Origin of the sequence: Mycobacterium sp. PO1 (genome assembly GCF_017312405.1) — a bacterium.
Taxonomy (GTDB): Bacteria; Actinomycetota; Actinomycetes; order Mycobacteriales; family Mycobacteriaceae; genus Mycobacterium.
Genome location: NZ_BLTG01000031.1, coordinates 23,116 through 42,583, shown reverse-complemented (window position 1 = coordinate 42,583; position 19,468 = coordinate 23,116). Strand labels below are relative to the sequence as shown.

Sequence of the window (19,468 nt, the reverse complement as noted above, 5' to 3'; positions counted from 1 at the left end):
AAACCTCCTATGTTGACCCGACGTCGATGCGCATCGCGCCGGTGGCAAGTTCCGTCCCTCCGGACGGCTGGTTGAGGCCCCGCACGCCCAAGCCGCCGTCGCTGTTGATGACGACGCCGGTCACCGCTCGCGAGTTGTCTGCAGACGCGAGTAGCAGATACAGGCCGGCGTGATCGGCGGGCTGCTGCGCGTACTGCAATGGGTTTGTAGTACTCATAATGTCGGCGATGCCGGGCACCGATGACAACACGTCCTGACCCTGGCCGAGGTCCTCGATTCCACGCAGGCCCGTTACCGTGCCGCCTGGAGCGACGCCATTCACCCTGATCTTCGGCGCCAACTCGTAGGCCAGTTCACGCACTACGCCAACGACTGCGTGCTTGGAAGCGGTGTACAGCGGGCCGCCACCGGAGGCATAGAAGCCAGAGTTGGAGACGGTGAAGATCATGCTCGGGCCATCGCTTTTGAGGAGTTCAGGAACGGCGGCCCTGGCACCAAGGAGGTAGCCCTTTACATTGACCGCGAAGATCTCATCGAAGGCGCTGCTGAGGTCGGCTCCGTCGAAACCCACCAAAGGGGCAAAGTAATCGAAGATCCCAGCGTTGCCGACGAAGACGTCGAGCTTTCCGAACGCATCGACCGTTTCGCGCACCGCCATGACGTTGTCTGCATACGACGTCACGTCACCTGTTACCGCGATGAGCCTGCCGTCGGCGTTGCCGATGGTAGCCAGGTCGCCTTCCGAGCGATCCAGGACGCCCACGCATGCGCCCTCGGCCAAGAAACGCTCGACCACGGCCAAACCGATTCCGGCTGCCCCGCCGGTCACCAGGGCGACTTGCCCGGTCAACCAACTCAAACTATTGCCCTCCGGTGATGTCGCCGTTGCAGCAGCGCTTCATTTGCTGATTAGCTTCCTCGTCGCGGAATGGGGGGTCTATCCGCGCAGCGCTGTCGAAGCTCCGATTCACGCGGGTCTCGATGCTCGGGCGAGGAGAGTGCGGGGGATGTCTACGCCAGCGATTCGACGGGATTGGAAGCGGCGTCCCAGACCGCCCGCGGCGACGGCCGTGAGCTCGTGGCCGCATGGCCGCCAGTGGCCTATGAGGATCGTTTTTTGGAAGTGTGACGCGACGAACGATGGGTTTGGAGGCGTGCCAACTCGTGACGCCACGCGATGGTCTCGTTAAACGCATTCCCTAGGTCAGGCAGCTCTGCTGCATCATCGTCGGGCAAATCAGCCAGAGTGCCACCAGCAGAAGCGATCTGAAGCGACAAACGCGATATCGTGTCGACGCTGATGGCCTGTAGTACGGCCCGCTCAACGGATTCCGCAGCACTAGTGAGGCCGTGGGCCCGCAGAACGACCACCGGCCGGTCCGCCATAGCTGCAACCATTTCCTGGGCGAGTTGCCGATTGCGCACCAAGACCCCTCGCCGATAGACCGGCACGCCATCCGCGGCGAGCCTAAAACCGGGTATGTCAAACGCTCCGACGATCGGCCGGACGCCTAGACCGGCGAGATCGGCGGCAACTACCGCCTCGGGGTGCGCATGGACCACGGCATTGACATCGCGGCGGGTGCGGAGCACTTCGCTGTGCAGTGGCAACTCGTTCGGCGGCTGGTGACCGTCGTCGAGTTCTCCTGGGGCGCCCTCTTCACCGTCCAACGTGACCACCCGGATGTCTTTTGCACGGGTGAACGCGAGTCCTCGCTCGTGCGGACCACGACATCGGATCAGCAGTCGATCTTTGTCGACGCGCAGGCTGATGTGGCCGAGGATGCCTGGCGCCAAACCGCGCGCCGCCAGGACGCGACAGGCCAGCGCGATGGCGTGTCGTTCAGTGTCTAGCCCTTTTGCCGAAGGGGTGGAGCTCATCGCGAGCCTCGGCTGTCGGTGTCGGCGCCGCCCTTGGCGGCGATGCTCAAGTTCGCGGGCGCCTGGTACGAACTGCGATGGGCGCTGCTGGCAGTGCAAATGGCCATCCGTATCGCCTCCTTCCTATCGGTCTCTGTGTGATTGGCCTCTGGAGGCCCCAGGCTGAAGCTGCACCTCCGCCACGGGCCAGTTACTTCCGTTCCGTGACTAGATTCGATTCATCGACCGATAGATCCACTGGAGGATAGAAATCTTTTCTGTAAAACAGAGAGTATGGTGGCGACGCAGTCGGGTCAACCGGCAAAACCGTGCGCCCGCGTGCCTCACGCGATGCCCTAATTAGGGATCTCGGGGTTCGTCCAGGCGACGGCCATTCCCATCAGGGCGCGGGGAATGGGCTCATAGACGCTGGCCCATGGCGTGTTGCCGCCGACTGCGCCGACAGCACATATCCACGATCTCAGCTCGATGTTGCCAGAGTTGAGCAGGTCTTCGCTGGTCAGTTTGCTCAGCTCGTAGCCGTTTCCGGTAGCGAGGCACTTCAGGGTGCGGCGATCGAATTCGTCGTCGATTGAGCCGTGAACGCGCGGCCCATCGTAGGCAGCCCACGGATAGCCGGCAGTGAAGTGTGAAAGTCCACCGGACGCGTAGACACCTATCCTCTCGTCTGCAGGGCGGCGTGACCGCACGGCGTCGGCAATCGCGCGGCCGAGCGCGAAGCACCGTTTAGGCGACAACGACGGCACGTGAACGGCATTGAGGAATACCAACACCACTGGGATTTGGTGGTCTCGGAGGATGTTGGCCACAATCTCGCCGTGTGCGTGTGAGTGCAAGGTGCTGTCACGAAAATCGGTGACTGCGGTGACGTCGAATCCGGCCTCGACGGTGTGCTCACTCAAGTCCTTACTGAGCTCGGGCGAACTTTTCCAAAACCGCGCGTCTGGCAAGAAGCGGTCAGACACTGTGAACCCATCTCCTGTGTGGATGGCTATCTGGGGCAGTGCCGAACCGTCGAAGTTTTCGTTCTGGTCATCGCCGATGATGATCAGGCAATCCAGTCGGTCTTGTCTGATGCTGTCACGCAGCCTTTGAAGCCCGTTCTCGATGTGCGCGTAACGCGCCGCAGCGTCGTCGAATGGTTCTTCGTCTTTCCTCAGGCGAGGTGGGGTCTTACCGCGTCGCACTGTGTAGTTCTTCCTGTTCTTTATGCGGAAGCCTTCCCACCTGGGAGGCGGGATGAAAGTGAAGGCATGGGACGACGCGTAACCGGCTACAATCTCACCCACGATTTCTCCTCATCTGAAGTCACAGCGATACCTGGTGGGAGAGAACGACTTCGCGATCTTCGTAGGCCGACTGCAGGATGGCGAAACATACTTCTAGCGTCGCGCGCCCCCAGCGGCCGTCGTGCTGAACAGGGCGGTCCTCAGTGATCGCCCGATGTAGTTCAGCCAACTCTGCGGCCCTGCCCCGCATGGTGCGCGCGACCGGTATTTCCTGTAATCCGTTTTGCCCGTACACCACCAGCCCGTCGGGCGACTGCCTGATCGCGCCGTGTTGGCAGCTGACCACGGTCAGGCCGAAGTAGGGGTGGTGGATGATCTCTCCGGGGGCGGAGTACCCCCACAGCTCCTGTGACTCTTCGGTCGTCGTCGCAGCACCGTAGCGGCCCTGCTCCTTCTGGGCTTCCAGTGCGACTTCAAGGTGGTCAGGGTTCTGACTGAGCGCAGCGAAGTTGCTGGCTACTCGCTGGTTGGCTTGGGGACTGCGGCGGCCGCCGTCCTCTGCCACCCACGAGTGCAACTCCGCGACGTCGAAGAAAGCTCGCGCGTCATAGACGAGCGTGGCGGAAGCTCCTGATTCGAATCCGAGATGACAGGTGTATCCCCCGACGCATTCCCGGACGTCGTCCCATATTGTCGACGCACGCACTGTTCTGGCCAAACCGCCGGCTATTTGCCGCACGATATCGACCTGGTGGGGCCCCTGGTTGAGCACTGGCCCGCTGGTCGAGCGCAATTCCGAAGTCGGCCACGGTCGCCGGTTGAAGTCGTTGAAATTCCAGGTGTTGACCATGAGCAACTCGCCGAGTTCGCCACTGGCTACAAGTTCGGCCATCGCTCGCACCGGCGCATCAAAGCTGTGTGTGTGGCCGGCCATCAGCTGCACGCCCGCTGCCTGGGCCGCCTCGACCATTGCAGTGCAATCGTCGATCGACATGGCCAACGGCTTTTCGACGATCATGTGTTTTCCGTGACGTGCGGCCATTAGCGCATGCTCCCGATGCAGCTCGGGAGGGGTGGCGATGTAGACGACGTCCACGCTTGGATCGGCACACAGTTGCTCTGCGTTCGTGTAGGTCTGGCCGGAGAACTCGGTGGCGAAGCGGGCGAGCGAGTGTGATCGGGTATCGGCTGCCGCCACAACCCGATACGGCAGCGTCGACATGTCTGGGTACTGCTGGAAGATTCGGGCGACAGCCTGACCGATTCCGAGAAATCCTAGGCCGAGCTCGCGTGACGCGACATCTGTCATGTGCGACCTATCTGAGAGCTAGTGAACGACTGGGCATTAGAAGAAGATCGAAATCGCTCGTGGAAGAACGCTATGAGCCAGGGTGATGACCCGGGCGGCCAGCAGCAGGCCCGAGTCTTCGTCTCGGCGTAGAACGTCTTGTCGTTTGCCGATGAAGAAGCTCTCGTGGCGTTCATGGCGTACGAGAAACACCATGACGCTGGATCGGACGCTCAGCTCCTGATCGGATACATCGGTGACCAGGATGTCGCTGACTAAGCGCTGAGTGATCGTGCGTGGAGTTTCCCCGGGGGCGAGCCCAGTAGCCAGCCGGGCAATTCTCAGCTTCAGCGATTCGTAGTCGTCGTTGAACAACAGAAACGGCGGTAGGCCGTCATCATCGTCGACCGGATGCGTGCTGGACTCTGGGAATGGCATCGTGTATCTGACATCCGGCGCCAATAAGCCCAGCCACTCGTCCAGCCGCCCATCATCGAGAAGCATGGTCTCCCGCGCATAGAATTCGTTTATTCGCAGCCGCAGTTCCACGTCCAACTGGCTGGTCTCCATGGCTAGGCCGGCTCCGTCATAGTTCGGTGCCAGTGCCGATAGAACTCGCGCTGGTAGGCTTCGCTGATCTGCGGCCTGACATTGCCGGGTAACTCCGCAACCAGCGACTCCATTGGTTCGACGTCCTCGCCGAGTGAGTAGTTGAACGGCACATCCCGGGCGACTCCGGTGTCAAGGGCGTCAGACAATTGTTCGAAGTTTTCGTGATCATCGGGCGTCACGAGACCGGCCGCCGATTGCCGCTGACTCAAGACGAAGACCATGCGTTCCTTGACAGCACGGGGCGCGGAGCTTTCCACCAAACACCACTCCCAAACCTCGGTCAACCGCGGTCCCCGAGGCTGCCACATGATGAATCCCCGACCGTAAAAAGCCGTGCCCATGCCAATCATGCTGAAGTTTGGGAAGATATTGGCTACGTGAAAGCTGTAGGGCTGCACGGGGGATGTCGCCAACCGCTCGTCTTGCAGGCGCTGCCGCTCGGTTAGCCAGTCGACTGCTTCGGTACCCAGCGTTTCGGCTTGGGCGAGATCGTCCTGATAAAAATTCTTACCGACTGCCAGTTGCAGCAACCCATGGGGCGCGCAGCCGTCGAGAACCACGCTGTAGTGCTGCCCCTCGTCTATCGAAAAGTTGATGCGGGCAGTCTGCCCAGCTTTCGACAGTGCGGAAACCGATCCGTGAGTGGCAGCGAAGTGATACTGGTCGCCGCCGAAGTTCTCGGCCAACAACTTCCAGTTGACGGGCATGAGGTAGCGGTGCAGGCCGGGAACGACCTGCAGGCCGTTGGGGTCACAGTCGAGTAGAAAGTTGTCGAGGTACCACAGCAGGCCCTCCCCCAGATATTCTTCCAGCGGCGGCGCCGACTGATCCCAGCACGCAAAGATAAGTCCTTTGTAGGTAGCTACCCGGGGGGAGACGAGGCCCATGCTGGCCTTATCGAACTGCGGCCCGTAGGCGCTCCCGGCTAGCGGAACACTGCGCAGCCGTCCGGCAGTGTCGTAACTCCAGCCGTGATAGCTGCAGTGAAAGATGTTCGCGTTGCCCTTGTCGAACTGACAGACTTTATTGCCCCGGTGCCGACATTTGTTCAGCAGCACACGAACACGAGATTCCTTGTCCCGGCACACGATCACGGCGTCGTCGGCCATATAGGTTGTGCGGAAGTCACCGGGCTTGGGGATCATGGACTCGTGGCCGACGAAGAGCCACGACCGCTTGAAGATGGAGTCGAGTTCCCGCTGGTACACCGCCTCGTCGTAGAAGGCCGAGGAGTCTATCGGCAGCGCCGAGCCGGTTTTGGAACCGATTGTCTCCATCAACGTTGCCCTCGGGACTCGCGATCACCTTGAAGATAATTGGTGAGGATTTGGTTGAACTCTTCCGGCCGTTCCCACTGCGGCCAATGGCCACAATCCTCCATCAATGCGAATTCAGCGCCGGGAATTAGCTCGGCTGCCCGCCGTCCGAATTCCACCGTCGCCGAGGGATTGTGACTCGTCCACAGCACGAGCGTGGGCCTGGTCAAGCTGGTCAATCGCTCAGCCGTGAGATTGTCCTGCGCAGTGGCCGCTGAGGGCGGCGCCGTCGCGTTCGTCAGTGCCGACCGCGATTCTTCGCTCTGGTAAAGTGCCCACCGCAGCGCCACCAGTTCATCGGTCAGGTCGCGGTCAGGGTGGTGGAAAAGCCAGGCCATCCTCTCCCGCACATTCGCCGGACTCGGGTCAGCCAGGAATTGCCGGGTGACCCGGGCAAGCTCTGCGCGCCCGGCAGCGGTGCGAGCCTCGGCATCGGCGCCGACCTCTAGCGTCAACCGCGCGCCGCACACGTAGATCAATCGGTCGACACGGTCGGGATGTTCCAACGCAGTCCACGCCGCGATCCAACCTCCTAACGACTCGCCCACCAGGTGGGCTCGGTCGATGCCTTCCTGGTCCATGTATCCGAGAAGGTGACTGACATAGTCCTTACGCTTCGGGGCGACCTCACAACCACTGGTGAGACCGTGACCCAACAGGTCCAGCGCATGCACTCGGAAATGACGCGACAGCGCCGTCACGTTGCGGGCGAAGGCTTCGGCGTGACCGCCTCCCCCGTGCATGAGAATGAGGTCCGGACCTTCCCCTGCCTGAATTGTCCTGGTTCGGACGCCGTCGACATCTACGAAGCGTGTTTCCGTTCCAAGCAAGCTCACACAAATTGAAGCGTCTTTGAGCAACCTTCGACGTCCCCTCAGCCAGTACAGTACCCAGTTTTTATCATACTTCCCGAATATCTGCAAGGTAGAAATTTAGGCTTCTGTGTAAATGGGACTCTCGAAGGGGAGACGATGCCCACGTCAAGCGGGCGCAGCGGTGCGGCTGCCGACGCAAGCTGTCGACCATCACATCGACACAGTTCTTCATTGCGGTCGTGCAGCGTCGTATCAATAATTCTTCTGTGCCGCAATGTCATTCGCACCTCGCGACAAACCCTGAGCGCCACGCGGACTGCCGCGTTTCACCAAGGTCGGACGCAACCTAGCCGACGAGCGAACGTTCTTCTCGGGAGTACTCACTACCTGAGTGCACCCGATAGACCCCTCAGTTGGAGCCGTGGATGCCAAGCGAGGACCGGTGAGTGGACGTCAGCACCGTAGCGGCGTCGACCGTCCTATACCCGGGGACCGATCAGGAGGTGCGCTGGCCGCTCGGGTAGTTCTCCAAGCAATCTATTAGTTCGTTCAGTCGTGCAAGCAGCTGCTGCCTGTGTCGCGGGTTGATACCGGCAAAGAGTCTCTGCAGAAAGTCGTAATGACCGGGCAGAAACTCGGTCATGAACTGATCGCCCTTCTTCGATATCGCGACCACAACCGAGCGCCGATCGCGGGGATTCACCTTGCGTGTGACAAAACCTGCCTTGGTCAGCGTGTCCACCACGCTCGTCAGGCTGGCTTGGCGTACGGAAATAGAATCGGCCAGTGCGCCCATCGTCATCGGCCCGTCGGCGCGCTTCAGGACGGTCAGAACGTTGAACTGGCTCATCGAGAGGTCTACCGGCGTCAACTCATCGACGGCTACCCGACCGAAGGCGGTCACAGCACGGTAGAGCGCAAGCGGGAGCGCCAACGAAGAGGGGTCATGATCGGGTCCGGCTTCGCGGGTCTTGGCCGCGACCTGTTCGGCCATCGTCAACTTCTCGGTACTCATGAAGTCCCTTGCAACGTTGATCAGCGGTTCGGCAGACATCTCCACCGGGTGGTGATCATACCGGCAAATGGTCGGTGGTCTTTCTTTCCGCTCACCGATATTCGGCCCCGTTTACAATTCAGTTAGCTACACAGCGTGACGCGGGTCGCACTCAAGACGTAGGGGTTCACTTCGGAGGCATCGACCGGATTCGTTGAAGAAGTTCTGTGCTTTCGGGGTAGGCACGGTCGCGAAACTCCGAGGCCGCAACACTTTGGAAGAAGTCCACGACGGGCTCAAGCGTCCTGCTGCGGATACCGGCGTTCGTCGCCATTCGTTCCGCGAGCGCGGAGTCTTTCGTAATGGTGCTAGCGGGGGCGCGGTTTCTAACTGACTCGGTGTCGTGGCGGAAGTACGCCGCCGCCGTGGTGAGACCCGAGTCCCCCCCGCTGCACTCCGCGATCGCGTCGGCTACGTCGCCGGCATTCAATCCCATCGCCTCAGCGATTAAGAGGGCTTCCGCCGAAGCGAGGTACCAGCTGTACTTGATGTGCTGGTTGAGAAGCTTGGTGGCATATCCCGCACCTCGATGGCCGCAGTACACCAAGGTGCGTGAGACGGCGGCGAGGACATCGGCATCAGGGCCGAGCACCCCGCTTGGGCCTCCGACCAGAACGGTCATGTTCGGCGCCTTTCGGCTGACGGGGCAATCGACAAAACGCCTCCCAGCCGCGTCGTAGGCCTGACCGATGATTGCTGCGACCTCGGGATTACAGGTCGACATATCCAGCAGGGCGGCCCCGTCGGCAAGGCCGGCCAGGACACCTCGCTCCGACCCGAGCGCCACCTCCAGCACCTGACTCGGCCCCGGGAGAAACGTCAAAACGACATCACATGCGCCGGCCAACTCACGCGCGTCCGCAGCAGCCTCGGCGCCTAGCTCGACAATTGGGCGTAATACGTCGGGCCGAATGTCGAAACAGACTACGTAATGGTCCGTCGCAAGAAGTGACGCCGCCAGCGCGGAACCCATGCCGCCCAAGCCGATCACGCCGACCCGCCTCATGACACCGACCACCGAATGTCAGGCCGTAAACCGACTACCGACACAGTCGGCGAATGCCGGCATCTGCGGCATGGTGGCTCAACAGACGGCTATCCCAGCGCCGGATCGGCGAATCGGACACTGTTTCGCTTGGCCGCCTCAATGAGGGCCTTCACGTCACCCGGACCGTTCGACGTTTCGTCCACGTCTGAAAAGAAATCCAGCGCGCCGCCCGGGCAAGACGAAGTCGTGATCCACCGGGCGCCGTCAGAGAGAACGCGATAGGCGTGCACGACGCCAGCCGGCACTCGAATCGCCTCACCCACCTGCAGGGTCGCTTCTTCGCCGCCGCGGCTTACCCACAGTTCGCCCTCCAGCACGACATAGCTTTCATCCCAGGGATGTTGGTGCGGCGGTGGGCCCGATGATTGCGGAGCGCGCACATCGAACATCTGGTACCCGTCGCCGACGAGAAGCGGGCGCATTTCCTCTGTCATCACACGCAGGGCGGTCACGTCATCGGCACGCCGCTTCGGTTGGAGCGAAGTAGACAATCCAGCTGCCCCCTCATCGGTCGCGGCCCATCAAATGGGTTTAGAGAAGAATATATTTTGCCGTGCTGAAGGTCAAGGGTTCAAGGACATGGTCCGGCTTCATAGAATGATCGACAGGTTCTTAGCGAGTAAGACCGTTTGGTCGAGGAGTAGCCGGCGACGGCACAGTTGCCAGTCACCGGCGACGCGGCGCAACCGGTCCTTGCGCCGGCCGACCAGAAAATCAGTCTCATCGGCGACCCGGTTTCGATACACCAGGAACCGGCAACTCACCTCGACTTCCGCGCCGTCTACTCCTTCAATACGCACGTTGGTGACTAGGTGTGACACTCGCGAGACGGGTTCTTCGGCCCAGTGCAGGCCAGTCATCAGCTGCTCCACCCGCAAAGCGACGGTCTCCTTTTTCTCGTCGAACCAGCAGATGTCGTGACCTTCCTGAGTCTGCTCCAGCTGCGCGAGGTCGTCGTAGGCGACGTTCGCCCGCAGTGGAACGGAGTACTCGTAGTCGTCGGTGAGCAGACCGAGCCATTCGGAGTAACGTCGTTCGTCGAGCAGGTCGGCTTCCCGATAGAGGAAATCGGCGATTTCGGCCTGAAGCAGCAACTTCTCTACCGCATCCTGCCTCGTGGAAATTTCACCGCCCGTTGCACTCACGACCGTGCGGCTCTCTCGTCGGATTTGGCAAGTTCGATGAGTTGAGGCCACGAGAGGTTGTCGGTGAACTCGGCCCATCGCCGGTAAAAGGCGCGTGCATTCACCTCGCCTGCGATGGGGTGGTGAGAATGCACCGCCTGGTCGAGCGCACTGGGAGTTTCCATATCGAGACCCTGCTGATAGTTGTAGGGATAGCGCCGGGCTATCACGCCCTGGCTGGCCTGCGTCGCGTAATTCCAGTTCTCCATATCGTCTTGCTCCGTCATCCCTCCAGGACCCGAGTAGCGCATGTAATAGCGGCGCAGCCAGTCACGTACATCATCGGGAGCGTTCTTGTCGATGAGGTACCACCGCCACACTTCGGTTTCGGTGGGGCTGATCGGGTGTGACACCAGGATCGTCCGCGGAAAACCGGCGGAGAACGACATATTGGGGAACATCGTCGCTGGGCCACGACCACCGAGCTGTCTGCCCTGCGCCTCTAACCGCTCTTTACGGAGTGCCCAGGCCTGGGAGAAGTACTCACTCAAGGCCGGTTCTTCGGCGAACTCAGGATAGGCGATCTCATACGCCAGGTTGTCCGATGCACCGTGGCCCGTACGAAACGACGTCTTCACTCGGCCCTTCGAAAAACCACCCTGATCCTGTCGTTCACCGTGACGCCGGGAGTTTCTGCCGCCCGGGCCGATACCCACCTGTTCAACTGAGGCGTGAGTCGTCGCCCCGTGATAGGTATCGCCCAGAAAGTTTTCTGAAACGAACTTCCAATTCGATCTGATGCGCCACTTCTGCACTCCACGGAACACCTCGGTCGCGCCCTCGGTGCCATCGAAAGCATCAGCCAGGTTGTCCAGCCAATAGTGAAAGTCGCCGACATACTCGTCGAAATCCGGGGCGGCGGGGTCCCAGCACGCGAAGATCAGGCCTTTGAAGTTGTGCACCTTGGCAGCCCTGACAAGTCCCCAACTCGCTTTGTCAAGGCCATTGCCGTAGGCCATGCCCTGCTGCGGCACACCGTGCAAATCCCCTGGAGTGGACACCAGCGAACCGTCCATCGAGTACGACCAGCCATGGTAGGGGCAGGTGAACTGCAGCGTACGGCCCTCGTCATAGCGACACACCGCCATACCCCGATGTCGGCACGAATTGAGCAGGACATTCACATCGCCTTGAGCGTCACGGGTCAACAGCACCGGATCCGAACCCATCCTCGACGAGAAGAACTGGCCCGGCGCAGACACCTGCGTGGCATGGCCCACAAACAACCAGGCTCGCGGAAACAAATACTCCAACTCACGGTTGAAAATCGAAGCATCGGTGAAGATTTCGCGACTGATCTCCCCGCGATCGACATCGACGAGACTACGAGCGGTCGTGTCCGAACCGCCTGAAGTACTCATTTTTAACGTCATCGGTACCTTTCCTTTGCTGTAATGCCCGAACCACCCCCGAGACAGCCGTAACTCAGATCACCACAAACCGTCACCGCGTCTGCCAGGCGTCGATCTCACGTCGTACCTCGTCGAGTGGAGCCAGATCCTGATTGAGGATGCAATACACGAGAACTCATGCCGGTTGAAACGCAAGTACATTCGGGAACCAACTCGTCTCAACCATGGTCGACGCACTCACCCGCTGGTACTTGCACGTTCACGGCCGTCTCACTCAAATCGTTGCGAGACGTAGAGCCGAGACGGGACAACTGCGAATTGCCGTGACGATCCTTGCCTCATCGCTCTCGGTTACCGTGTCATCAAGAATGACAACGGTTCCCGTATCACCGATGTCGAAGACGTCGGCCGCTGCAACGACACAGTTCGCGTAGCCTTGGCAGACCTCCACGTCCGCCTTGATAACACTCATTTGACCCCTTCTTGTCCTACGAACTTCTGATCAGCTTTGCTCTTTGCCATCGAGGGCGATGGTGGCAATCCCTTGCACCGCTTGCCGATCCCCGGCGAAGACACCGAAATCGAGATCTACGGTTTCTGCGCCAGCCTCGGCATGCTTGCCAGTCACCGTCCATCGCGCCTGCACGACGTCGCCCGGGTGAACTGAGGCACTCATCTTGAACGGACCCAGATGCACCAACCTGCCGCGAAGGCCCATCCAGCGACGAAGCCCGGTCTCGAAAAGAGTTTCCAGGCCACGAGTATTGAAGATGATGTCGGCAAGCCCCGCGGCATGAGCGGCCGCGGCGCTATGGTGTATCCCGGAAAACATGCGATCCGCGGCAATGTTCATCACAATGCGCTGGTAGGTCAGGGCCAGAGCCGGTCCGCGCACTTGCGCACCGACCGTAACGTCGTCGAACTGAAGTGGCGTGTTCCAGTCGACACTGGTAGCGGCATCATCCACTGAGCGCGTGCGGGGACCTCGGTCGCCCTGCTGGGCGCGGGCCGAAGTGCCGGGCTCAGGCCTGGAGGCGTCGTCTGGGTCGTAGTTGAAGACGGTATTTCGGTTGAGCGCCACCAGTTCTCCCGAAAACTTCACGTACTCCGACTCGTATTGCAGGAAGACTCCGGTACCCACCCGGGTGCGCTTCTGCTCTACCGAGATGATCGTCGTAGTCCCCTGCAACCTGTCCCCCAAGTACAGCGGTGTGTGGTATTGCCACTCGCTGCTGACGTTGACCGATCGGCTGAATGGCAGAGCCAGCGTGTCGGTGATGTTGCCCGTCATCTCCTGCCCGTCGACCCGATAGGGACTGGGCTGTCCGGGTGCCCAATACGGCGGCAGCCCCCACAGCGGGGTCATCGTCACCGGGGCCACAACGCCGAGGTACCCGTGCGCCTTCGCTGCCGCCTCGTCGTCATGCAGCGGACAGGAAAAGGTGAAAACCTCCAGTTTGCGGCGGATGTCGTTCTGCGTCACCGAGTCGGCTCCTCGAAAGTGGATCTTCTCACCGACACGATCGCGCAACTCGTCAGCGGCGGCCATCGCCCCGCACTTCCGCAGCGGACAGCCGAAATGCCGGCAGCACAACATCATCGGCGACGTGCACGTAGACAACCTCGACGGCCGCATCAACCAGCACCGCCGTCCGGTCGGCAACTAGGTCCACTATCCGTGCCACCATCCGCACACCCTCATCCATTTCGACAACGGCGCACACGAACGGGACGGCCTCGTCGAACCCGGGATGCAGCGCGCGGTGAATAACCGTGTGGCTGAATACCACTCCCCTGCCCGACGACCTCTGCCAAGACCAGGAGTTACTGCCGCAGCCAGCACACGTCAGGCGAGGAACGTGACGCCAACGGCCGCACCTTGAACACCGCTGAAACGACAGCTCTTCACGTCGGCAATGCTCATAGAACTGGGCCGTGAGACCTTCCAGGGATGGCAACAGCGGTGCTGCGACATCCGTTTCCGTTCGCCTCACATCGGGCCCCTTGTGAAGCGGCCAGTCACAACGCCGTCACCGACGCAATATCGCGAGAGCACCTGAACCCCATCCGCCGCCCATACCGGTCACTACCGCCAACTCCGCGTCGTGGACCTGCCGCTCCGCTAAGCCCCCGCGCAGTTGCCGCACCGCCTCGACCAGATTGTTCATCCCTTGCACGTGCGCTTCGGAGAGCAAACCGCCATTGAGATTCGTCGGCAACGAACCGTCCGCGGCGATACATCCGTCGAGTACAAAATCCGCTGCTTCGCCTGGCTTACAGAACCCGGCCGCTTCGATCTGCCGCAACACGTTGACAGTGAAACTGTCGTAAACCTCGAGCAGATCGATATCAGACGGGGCGACACCGGCGTCGGCAAACGCGCGCGGCGCCGCCTCGGCGAGCCCGATCTCCAATGGATCGGCCCTGTTGGCGAACTCATCGACGGGAAATGGGCGACCTTCGGCCACACTCATCACAAACACCGGCCGGTGCGGGCCGTCAGCCGCACATTCGGCCGCTGATACCACCACCGCTGCTGCGCCGTCGGTCTCCAAACTGCAATCGAACAAACGAAACGGCGTACTGATCGGTGGAGCGTCGAGGTAGTCCTGCATCGTCAGCTCACGGCCGCACATCACCGCATTCGAGTTGAGCTGCGCGTTAGCACGAAACGCGACTGCCACCGCCCCCATCGCTTCAGGCGGCACGTCATACTTGCGGACGTAGCGGTCGGCCACGAGCGCATACTGGTGCACCGCCGACACCGCGCCCTGTGGCGCGTAATAATCCCGGACAACCTTGCCTATCGCCATGTCCGCGCTCGATGCCATCCCGCGGGCACGCGGACCTGAGTACCCACACCAGCCCGCGGGAATGAGGACATGGCGAGCGACGCCCGACCACACCGCCATCGCCGCAGTTGCCAGACCCGCCACACTTGCCGCGCCTCCGGTATGGGAAGTCACCGCGTAACGAACATGCGTCAGGCCGAGATTCGCGATGAAATCTTCGGCCGTGCCACCGTTGATCGGGCAGATGAGGCCATCGATCTCGCCAACCGACAGCCCGGCATCCACGATCGCGGCATGGGCCGCTTCAAGTTGCAGGCCAAGGTCCGTTGCCGACTCAGTGGCATCACGACGGTAGGCCGTATGACCAACGCCGACGATGCAGGCCTTGTCGCGCAGCGAATTCAATGCCCGGGAACCTCTCCGTCAACGTCGACCGCCCCGACGACGCCACTCGATACCAGCGCCTCGTACTCCGAGTCGGCCAAGCCGAGCCACTCAGTCAGCACCTCTTGGCCGTGGATCCCGAGACGGGGCCCGGTGCTGCGCACGGATCCGGGAAAGTTCGTCAACCTCGGCACCACCCCGGTGACGCGGACCGGACCCAATTCCGGGTCAGCGACCTCGACCAGGCTCTCGCGAGCCGCGAACGTGGGACTGGAGAACATCTCTGCCGGCGTGAAGATCCGCGCAGCCACGACACCCGCACTCGCGCAGGCCTTTTCGACAATATCGGAGTTGTTTTCGGCGAACCACTGGCGAACCATCTCGCCGAGCTCCTCGCGGTGCAACATCTGCAGTTCCTGTGTCGCGTACTTCGGATCGTTGCGCAGAGTCGTGCCGCCCAGCAGTTCGAGCAGGCTCTGTACTGACCGGACGGTGCCGGTCGCCACGGTGTACCACACCCCATCGCCACTGAGATAAGTATCTGACACCGGTGACGGGCTGACCTGAAACTGGTTGCCCTGACGCTCGGCAACAAAGTTCAACTGGTCGTAGAGGATGACCTGCCAGTCGATACCACGAAACAGTGACTCGTAGAGAGCCAGGTCGATACATTCCCCATCGAAGCGATTCCCGATCGCTTCACGTTTGAAGAGTGCTCCGGCAACAGCGAACGCACCCATGATTCCTGTCGTGACATCGCCCAGGGAGAAACCGAAATGCGTCGGTGGCCGGTCAGGGTGCCCGGTGATGTGTACCGCTCCGCTCATGGCTTCGCCGACCCGTCCATATCCCGGCTTTGCGCTCTCCGGGCCGATCTGGCCATACCCGGAAATCCGCAACATGATCAGCCGCGGGTTCGCTGCGTGCAGCTCCTCCCATCCCAGTCCCCAACGCTCGAGCGTTCCCGGGCGGAAGTTTTCGATCACCACGTCGGCGCGTTCGACCATTTTGCGCACGAGCGCTTGCCCCTCGGCGAGCCGCAGATCGATAGCGACGCTTGACTTGTTCCGGGCCGCGGACTTCCACCAAAGGGGCACTCCGTCTTTACGAGGACCGGACCTACGCAACATGTCGCCTGAGCCGGGGTCTTCGATCTTGATGACCTGTGCTCCGAAGTCGCCGATCAGCGAGGCAGCGAAAGGCGCCGCGATCACGTGCCCCAGCTCGAGGACGGTCAGACCGTCGAAGAGGCTCTCCATATTGGCAGACACTTAACTCCTTTGGTGCGGCGGTGTGACATCTACTGCGTGCGATACCGGTCGCAGCTATGCCGATGGGTCGATCAGTATCTTTAGGTGTGCATCGCGGTTGATGCGCAATTCCTCGAAGCCCTGACTGATCACGGCATCCAACGGGATCTCGTCGGTGATGAGTTCACCGAGGCTGATCGCCCCCGTAGCTAGTAAGTCAAGAATCGCCGGGACCTGCCTTTGCGCTTCGTAACAAAATGAGAAGCCAATATCTGCTTCGCGCATGATGCTTCGATTGATGTCGATACCAGCCGGAGCCTCCCAAATCGCCACGACCATCAATCGACCGCGGGGGCGCAGCACGCCCAACGCCGCATCAAGCGCGGGTTGTACGCCCGCAGCGTCGAAGGAGACATCGACGCCGTTTCCGTTCGTCAACATCCGAACCACCTCAACTGCATCCTCCGCCAGAGGATCGATTACGCGCGTAGCCCCGACCCGGTGAGCGGCAACGCGGCGCGTCGCCGAAACCTCACTGACGATGACCTGAGTCGCACCTTCGGCAAGTGAGAACTGCACCAGGGCAAGGCCGATCGGGCCAGCGCCGGCGATGAAGACGGTCCCACCCGCTGCCAACCCGCTACGGCGGACAGCGTGGTACGCCGACGCGATCGGTTCAACGACGGCAGCCTCGGCGAGACTGATCTCATCCGGGATGCGAAACAACGCCTTCGTCGGCAACGACGCGTAGCGGGCAAGTGCTCCGTTGACAGCGAAGCCGATGAAACCGACTGCTCCGCAGAGTGCTTCAGCCCCCTGTTTGCAGAAGCCGCATTCACCGCAGCCGAAAACGCCGACGCCGCAGACTCGGTCACCTTCGGTGAACTCGCGCACGCCGGACCCGACGCCGACCACCGTCCCGGAATATTCGTGTCCCATGACGACCCCTGGCGCAGCATGCATCGGACCGGCGATGTACTCATGCAGGTCTGTGCCGCAGATCCCCGCTCGGGCCACCTCGATGACCACTTCGCCCGCACGTGGACTCGGGTCGGGAAGCTCTTCAATCCGCACGTCTTCGCGGCCGTGATAAATAGCTGCGCGCACCTACCGGCCTACCTTAAGGACAGACCCAAATTCGCTCGGCCACAACGTTCGTGGGCCGGAGTTTCGGCGGAGGCGCCGCCGTAATGATGTCAAGCTCACCGGCACCTTAGATCCAGAATGACAGGTTGTGCGTGGGCAATGTGGTGTGATCCAGCAGGATCTCGCGCTGGACCAGTTTCAAACCCGTCTCGTCGCGACGAATAATGTCTCGGCGCTCGGCAGCGACTGTCTCCGCCTTAGGCTCGTCCGCGCGCGTGCGCACCAGCAACGCATTCGACGTCACACGGTACTCATCGCCGTCCTCACCAGACCTGACCCTGACATTGGTGATGTAGTGCCGGATCCGCGACGGAGGATCCTCAGCCCAATCCGACGACGTTCGGTGCCGCTGAATACGCATCTTCAGACTCGTGTAGTTATCACTCAGGTGCATAGAGCGCTCAGAGAACCCCGGGCCACCTGCTCTGCGAAGCGTCTGACGGACGCGCGCGAAATAGTGCACATTCGGTGCCAGCAATTCCAGCCACTCTTCGAACTCATCGCGATCCAACAGATCGGCCTCGTCGAAAAGGAAGTCTTCGATTTCCTCGCGCACGTCGCGCGAAACCCTCGCAGCCTTAGGTGGATCCTGCGGCACCGTTGTCGTCATACGTTCTCATCCCTTCTCGGTGTGGCCAGATAGTCGAAGTACTGCTTCCAGTACTCGCGCTGATTCTGTTCGGCGTAGCCACTGGCCAACGGTCGTCCCGGGCCCAGCCACGTTGGATCAGGAGCCAGATTGTCCAGTCCCATCTCCAGGTTCAGCTCCACACCACCAGCCAACTCGCCGCGTGTTCCCTTGGTAATAGCCTGGAATATCTCGGCGTCATCCTGCTCGAAGACACCCCCGACCCCGAACGTCCGAACATAAGTCTCAAACGACTGCTGCTTGAACTCTTCGGGCGCGTTGCGCTCCACGAAGAACCACGACCACACCTCCATACGCGCTGCGTCCAAGGGACGCCATTGCCGCAAGGTCAGAATGGGCACGGGCATAGACTCCCCGTCCTTGGCGATGAAGGCGTTCAAGAAGGACAAGTTCGGGAACACATTGCCATGAATGAACATCGTCCGTTTCAGCATCTCGCCATGGACGTCATCGCCGTAACCCTCGCTGAGACCGGAGACGACTTCCTCCGGATAGCCCATGTACGGCGGTGCGGGTATGCCGGGTGGTGCGCCTAGAACGCCCGCCCCGTGCCCGCCCGATAGGCTGACGTGGGCCGGCGAAACGGCCACATTATCGGGCGGTAACAACCCCAGCTCACACATCGAACGGTGCGTCATGACCGTGTGATAGCCGTCCCCAACAAAGTTGTCGGCGCCGGTCTTCCAGTTCGCGTCAATCACCCAACGCTGCGGGGCACCCCACGCCTCAAGGCCGGCCGGGCTCTTCTTCATCATCAAGTCGAGATACCAGCGCATGTCCCCGAGGTACTCATCCAGTCCCGGCGCCTCATCCGACACACACCCGAAGACAAGGCCCGCGTACGAGTCCAGCATCGGCAGAGCGCGCAACCCTAGCCGACTCTTGTCGAACGCAGCACCGTACACTGCCTGCTGCGCAGGTATCGCGATGAGATCACCGTTGTTTCGATAGGTCCAACCGTGGTACGGACACTGGAACGCCGACTCATTCCCAGACTCGGTTCGGCAAAGCAGCGTGCCGCGGTGCCGACACGAGTTCGACATCGCCCGAATCGTCATATCCTGCTGCCGCGCGACAATAATTGAGTTATCAGCGATGTAGCGCACTACATAGTCACCCGCATTGGGGATCTCGTCTTCGTGGCAGAGAAACTGCCAGGTCCTACCAAATACTCGCCTCAATTCAAGCTCGTAAAGCGCTGCATTAGCGATGAGAGACGCAGGGAGGCGACCCTTCAGGATGGAGCCGCGCGCATTCTCTAATGTTCGCATTGTCGTCGCATCAGGCACCATCGAATCCACCGGGCGCACCTTCCTATCGATTTGTGCCCGTAGAACGTGAGCACTCATGTGGGCTACACCACACGGAAGCTTACATAGGATGACAACTGTTTGCAAGCTATTATTTAGGCCACCGCGGTAACGGCGGTGTCAGCCGGCATCCCCTCGCAGACCGACGTCTGCCACCC

General features: G+C 61.1%; 20 protein-coding genes. All 20 read right to left on the bottom strand.

Annotation, left to right across the window (positions count from 1 at the left end):
* Positions 1-7: 7 nt before the first annotated feature.
* Complete coding sequence (gene hcaB, locus J3476_RS13630) at positions 8-859, bottom strand: 3-(cis-5,6-dihydroxycyclohexa-1,3-dien-1-yl)propanoate dehydrogenase (RefSeq protein WP_125477509.1); 852 nt, start codon at positions 857-859, stop codon at positions 8-10.
* Positions 860-1,101: 242 nt separating this feature from the next.
* Positions 1,102-1,881, bottom strand: a complete 780-nt coding sequence (locus J3476_RS13625; protein WP_207066976.1) for a class II aldolase/adducin family protein — start codon at positions 1,879-1,881, stop codon at positions 1,102-1,104.
* Between the two features lie 335 nt (positions 1,882-2,216).
* Positions 2,217-3,170 carry an extradiol ring-cleavage dioxygenase gene (locus J3476_RS13620; RefSeq protein ID WP_207066975.1) on the bottom strand — a complete coding sequence of 318 codons (954 nt, stop codon included), beginning with the start codon at positions 3,168-3,170 and terminating at the stop codon, positions 2,217-2,219.
* 19 nt (positions 3,171-3,189) lie between these two features.
* Positions 3,190-4,419, bottom strand: a complete 1,230-nt coding sequence (locus J3476_RS13615; RefSeq protein WP_083406801.1) for a Gfo/Idh/MocA family protein — start codon at positions 4,417-4,419, stop codon at positions 3,190-3,192.
* 36 nt (positions 4,420-4,455) lie between these two features.
* A complete protein-coding gene (locus J3476_RS13610) occupies positions 4,456-4,968 on the bottom strand; it encodes an aromatic-ring-hydroxylating dioxygenase subunit beta (RefSeq protein ID WP_011767817.1) in 513 nt (170 codons plus the stop codon).
* 2 nt (positions 4,969-4,970) lie between these two features.
* On the bottom strand, positions 4,971-6,287 hold the full coding sequence (locus J3476_RS13605; RefSeq protein WP_207066974.1) for an aromatic ring-hydroxylating dioxygenase subunit alpha: 1,317 nt from the start codon (positions 6,285-6,287) through the stop codon (positions 4,971-4,973).
* Positions 6,287-7,186 (bottom strand): alpha/beta fold hydrolase, encoded by a 900-nt coding sequence (locus tag J3476_RS13600; protein ID WP_207066981.1) that lies wholly within the window; start codon positions 7,184-7,186, stop codon positions 6,287-6,289. The genes J3476_RS13605 and J3476_RS13600 overlap by 1 nt, the downstream gene beginning before the upstream one ends.
* Before the next feature lie 451 nt (positions 7,187-7,637).
* Entirely contained in the window at positions 7,638-8,156 is a 519-nt protein-coding gene (locus tag J3476_RS13595) for a MarR family winged helix-turn-helix transcriptional regulator (RefSeq protein WP_036348802.1), read from the bottom strand.
* 166 nt (positions 8,157-8,322) lie between these two features.
* Positions 8,323-9,201 carry an NAD(P)-dependent oxidoreductase gene (locus J3476_RS13590; protein WP_168141319.1) on the bottom strand — a complete coding sequence of 293 codons (879 nt, stop codon included), beginning with the start codon at positions 9,199-9,201 and terminating at the stop codon, positions 8,323-8,325.
* Positions 9,202-9,290: 89 nt separating this feature from the next.
* Entirely contained in the window at positions 9,291-9,734 is a 444-nt protein-coding gene (locus J3476_RS13585; RefSeq protein ID WP_011559081.1) for a cupin domain-containing protein, read from the bottom strand.
* A 99-nt stretch (positions 9,735-9,833) separates the two neighbouring features.
* Positions 9,834-10,388 (bottom strand): 3-phenylpropionate/cinnamic acid dioxygenase subunit beta, encoded by a 555-nt coding sequence (locus tag J3476_RS13580; RefSeq protein WP_083406800.1) that lies wholly within the window; start codon positions 10,386-10,388, stop codon positions 9,834-9,836.
* On the bottom strand, positions 10,385-11,800 hold the full coding sequence (locus tag J3476_RS13575; protein ID WP_083406799.1) for an aromatic ring-hydroxylating dioxygenase subunit alpha: 1,416 nt from the start codon (positions 11,798-11,800) through the stop codon (positions 10,385-10,387). The genes J3476_RS13580 and J3476_RS13575 overlap by 4 nt, the downstream gene beginning before the upstream one ends.
* A gap of 253 nt (positions 11,801-12,053) precedes the next feature.
* The gene (locus tag J3476_RS13570; protein ID WP_083406798.1) at positions 12,054-12,251 is read right to left on the bottom strand and encodes a ferredoxin; all 198 of its coding nucleotides are present in this window, start codon (positions 12,249-12,251) and stop codon (positions 12,054-12,056) included.
* A gap of 30 nt (positions 12,252-12,281) precedes the next feature.
* The gene (locus J3476_RS13565; protein WP_083406797.1) at positions 12,282-13,328 is read right to left on the bottom strand and encodes a MaoC family dehydratase N-terminal domain-containing protein; all 1,047 of its coding nucleotides are present in this window, start codon (positions 13,326-13,328) and stop codon (positions 12,282-12,284) included.
* The gene (locus J3476_RS13560) at positions 13,315-13,773 is read right to left on the bottom strand and encodes a Zn-ribbon domain-containing OB-fold protein (protein ID WP_083406796.1); all 459 of its coding nucleotides are present in this window, start codon (positions 13,771-13,773) and stop codon (positions 13,315-13,317) included. The genes J3476_RS13565 and J3476_RS13560 overlap by 14 nt, the downstream gene beginning before the upstream one ends.
* A gap of 36 nt (positions 13,774-13,809) precedes the next feature.
* A complete protein-coding gene (locus J3476_RS13555) occupies positions 13,810-14,976 on the bottom strand; it encodes a transporter (protein WP_207066973.1) in 1,167 nt (388 codons plus the stop codon).
* Complete coding sequence (locus J3476_RS13550) at positions 14,973-16,226, bottom strand: CaiB/BaiF CoA-transferase family protein (protein ID WP_083406794.1); 1,254 nt, start codon at positions 16,224-16,226, stop codon at positions 14,973-14,975. Before J3476_RS13550 ends, J3476_RS13555 begins: the two co-directional genes overlap by 4 nt.
* Positions 16,227-16,280: 54 nt before the next feature.
* Positions 16,281-17,312: a 2,3-butanediol dehydrogenase gene (locus J3476_RS13545; protein WP_207066972.1), complete on the bottom strand. Its 1,032-nt coding sequence runs from the start codon at positions 17,310-17,312 to the stop codon at positions 16,281-16,283.
* 106 nt (positions 17,313-17,418) lie between these two features.
* Positions 17,419-17,961, bottom strand: a complete 543-nt coding sequence (locus tag J3476_RS13540) for an aromatic-ring-hydroxylating dioxygenase subunit beta (protein ID WP_207066971.1) — start codon at positions 17,959-17,961, stop codon at positions 17,419-17,421.
* Positions 17,958-19,349 (bottom strand): Rieske 2Fe-2S domain-containing protein, encoded by a 1,392-nt coding sequence (locus J3476_RS13535; protein WP_207066970.1) that lies wholly within the window; start codon positions 19,347-19,349, stop codon positions 17,958-17,960. Before J3476_RS13535 ends, J3476_RS13540 begins: the two co-directional genes overlap by 4 nt.
* Positions 19,350-19,468: the final 119 nt, after the last annotated feature.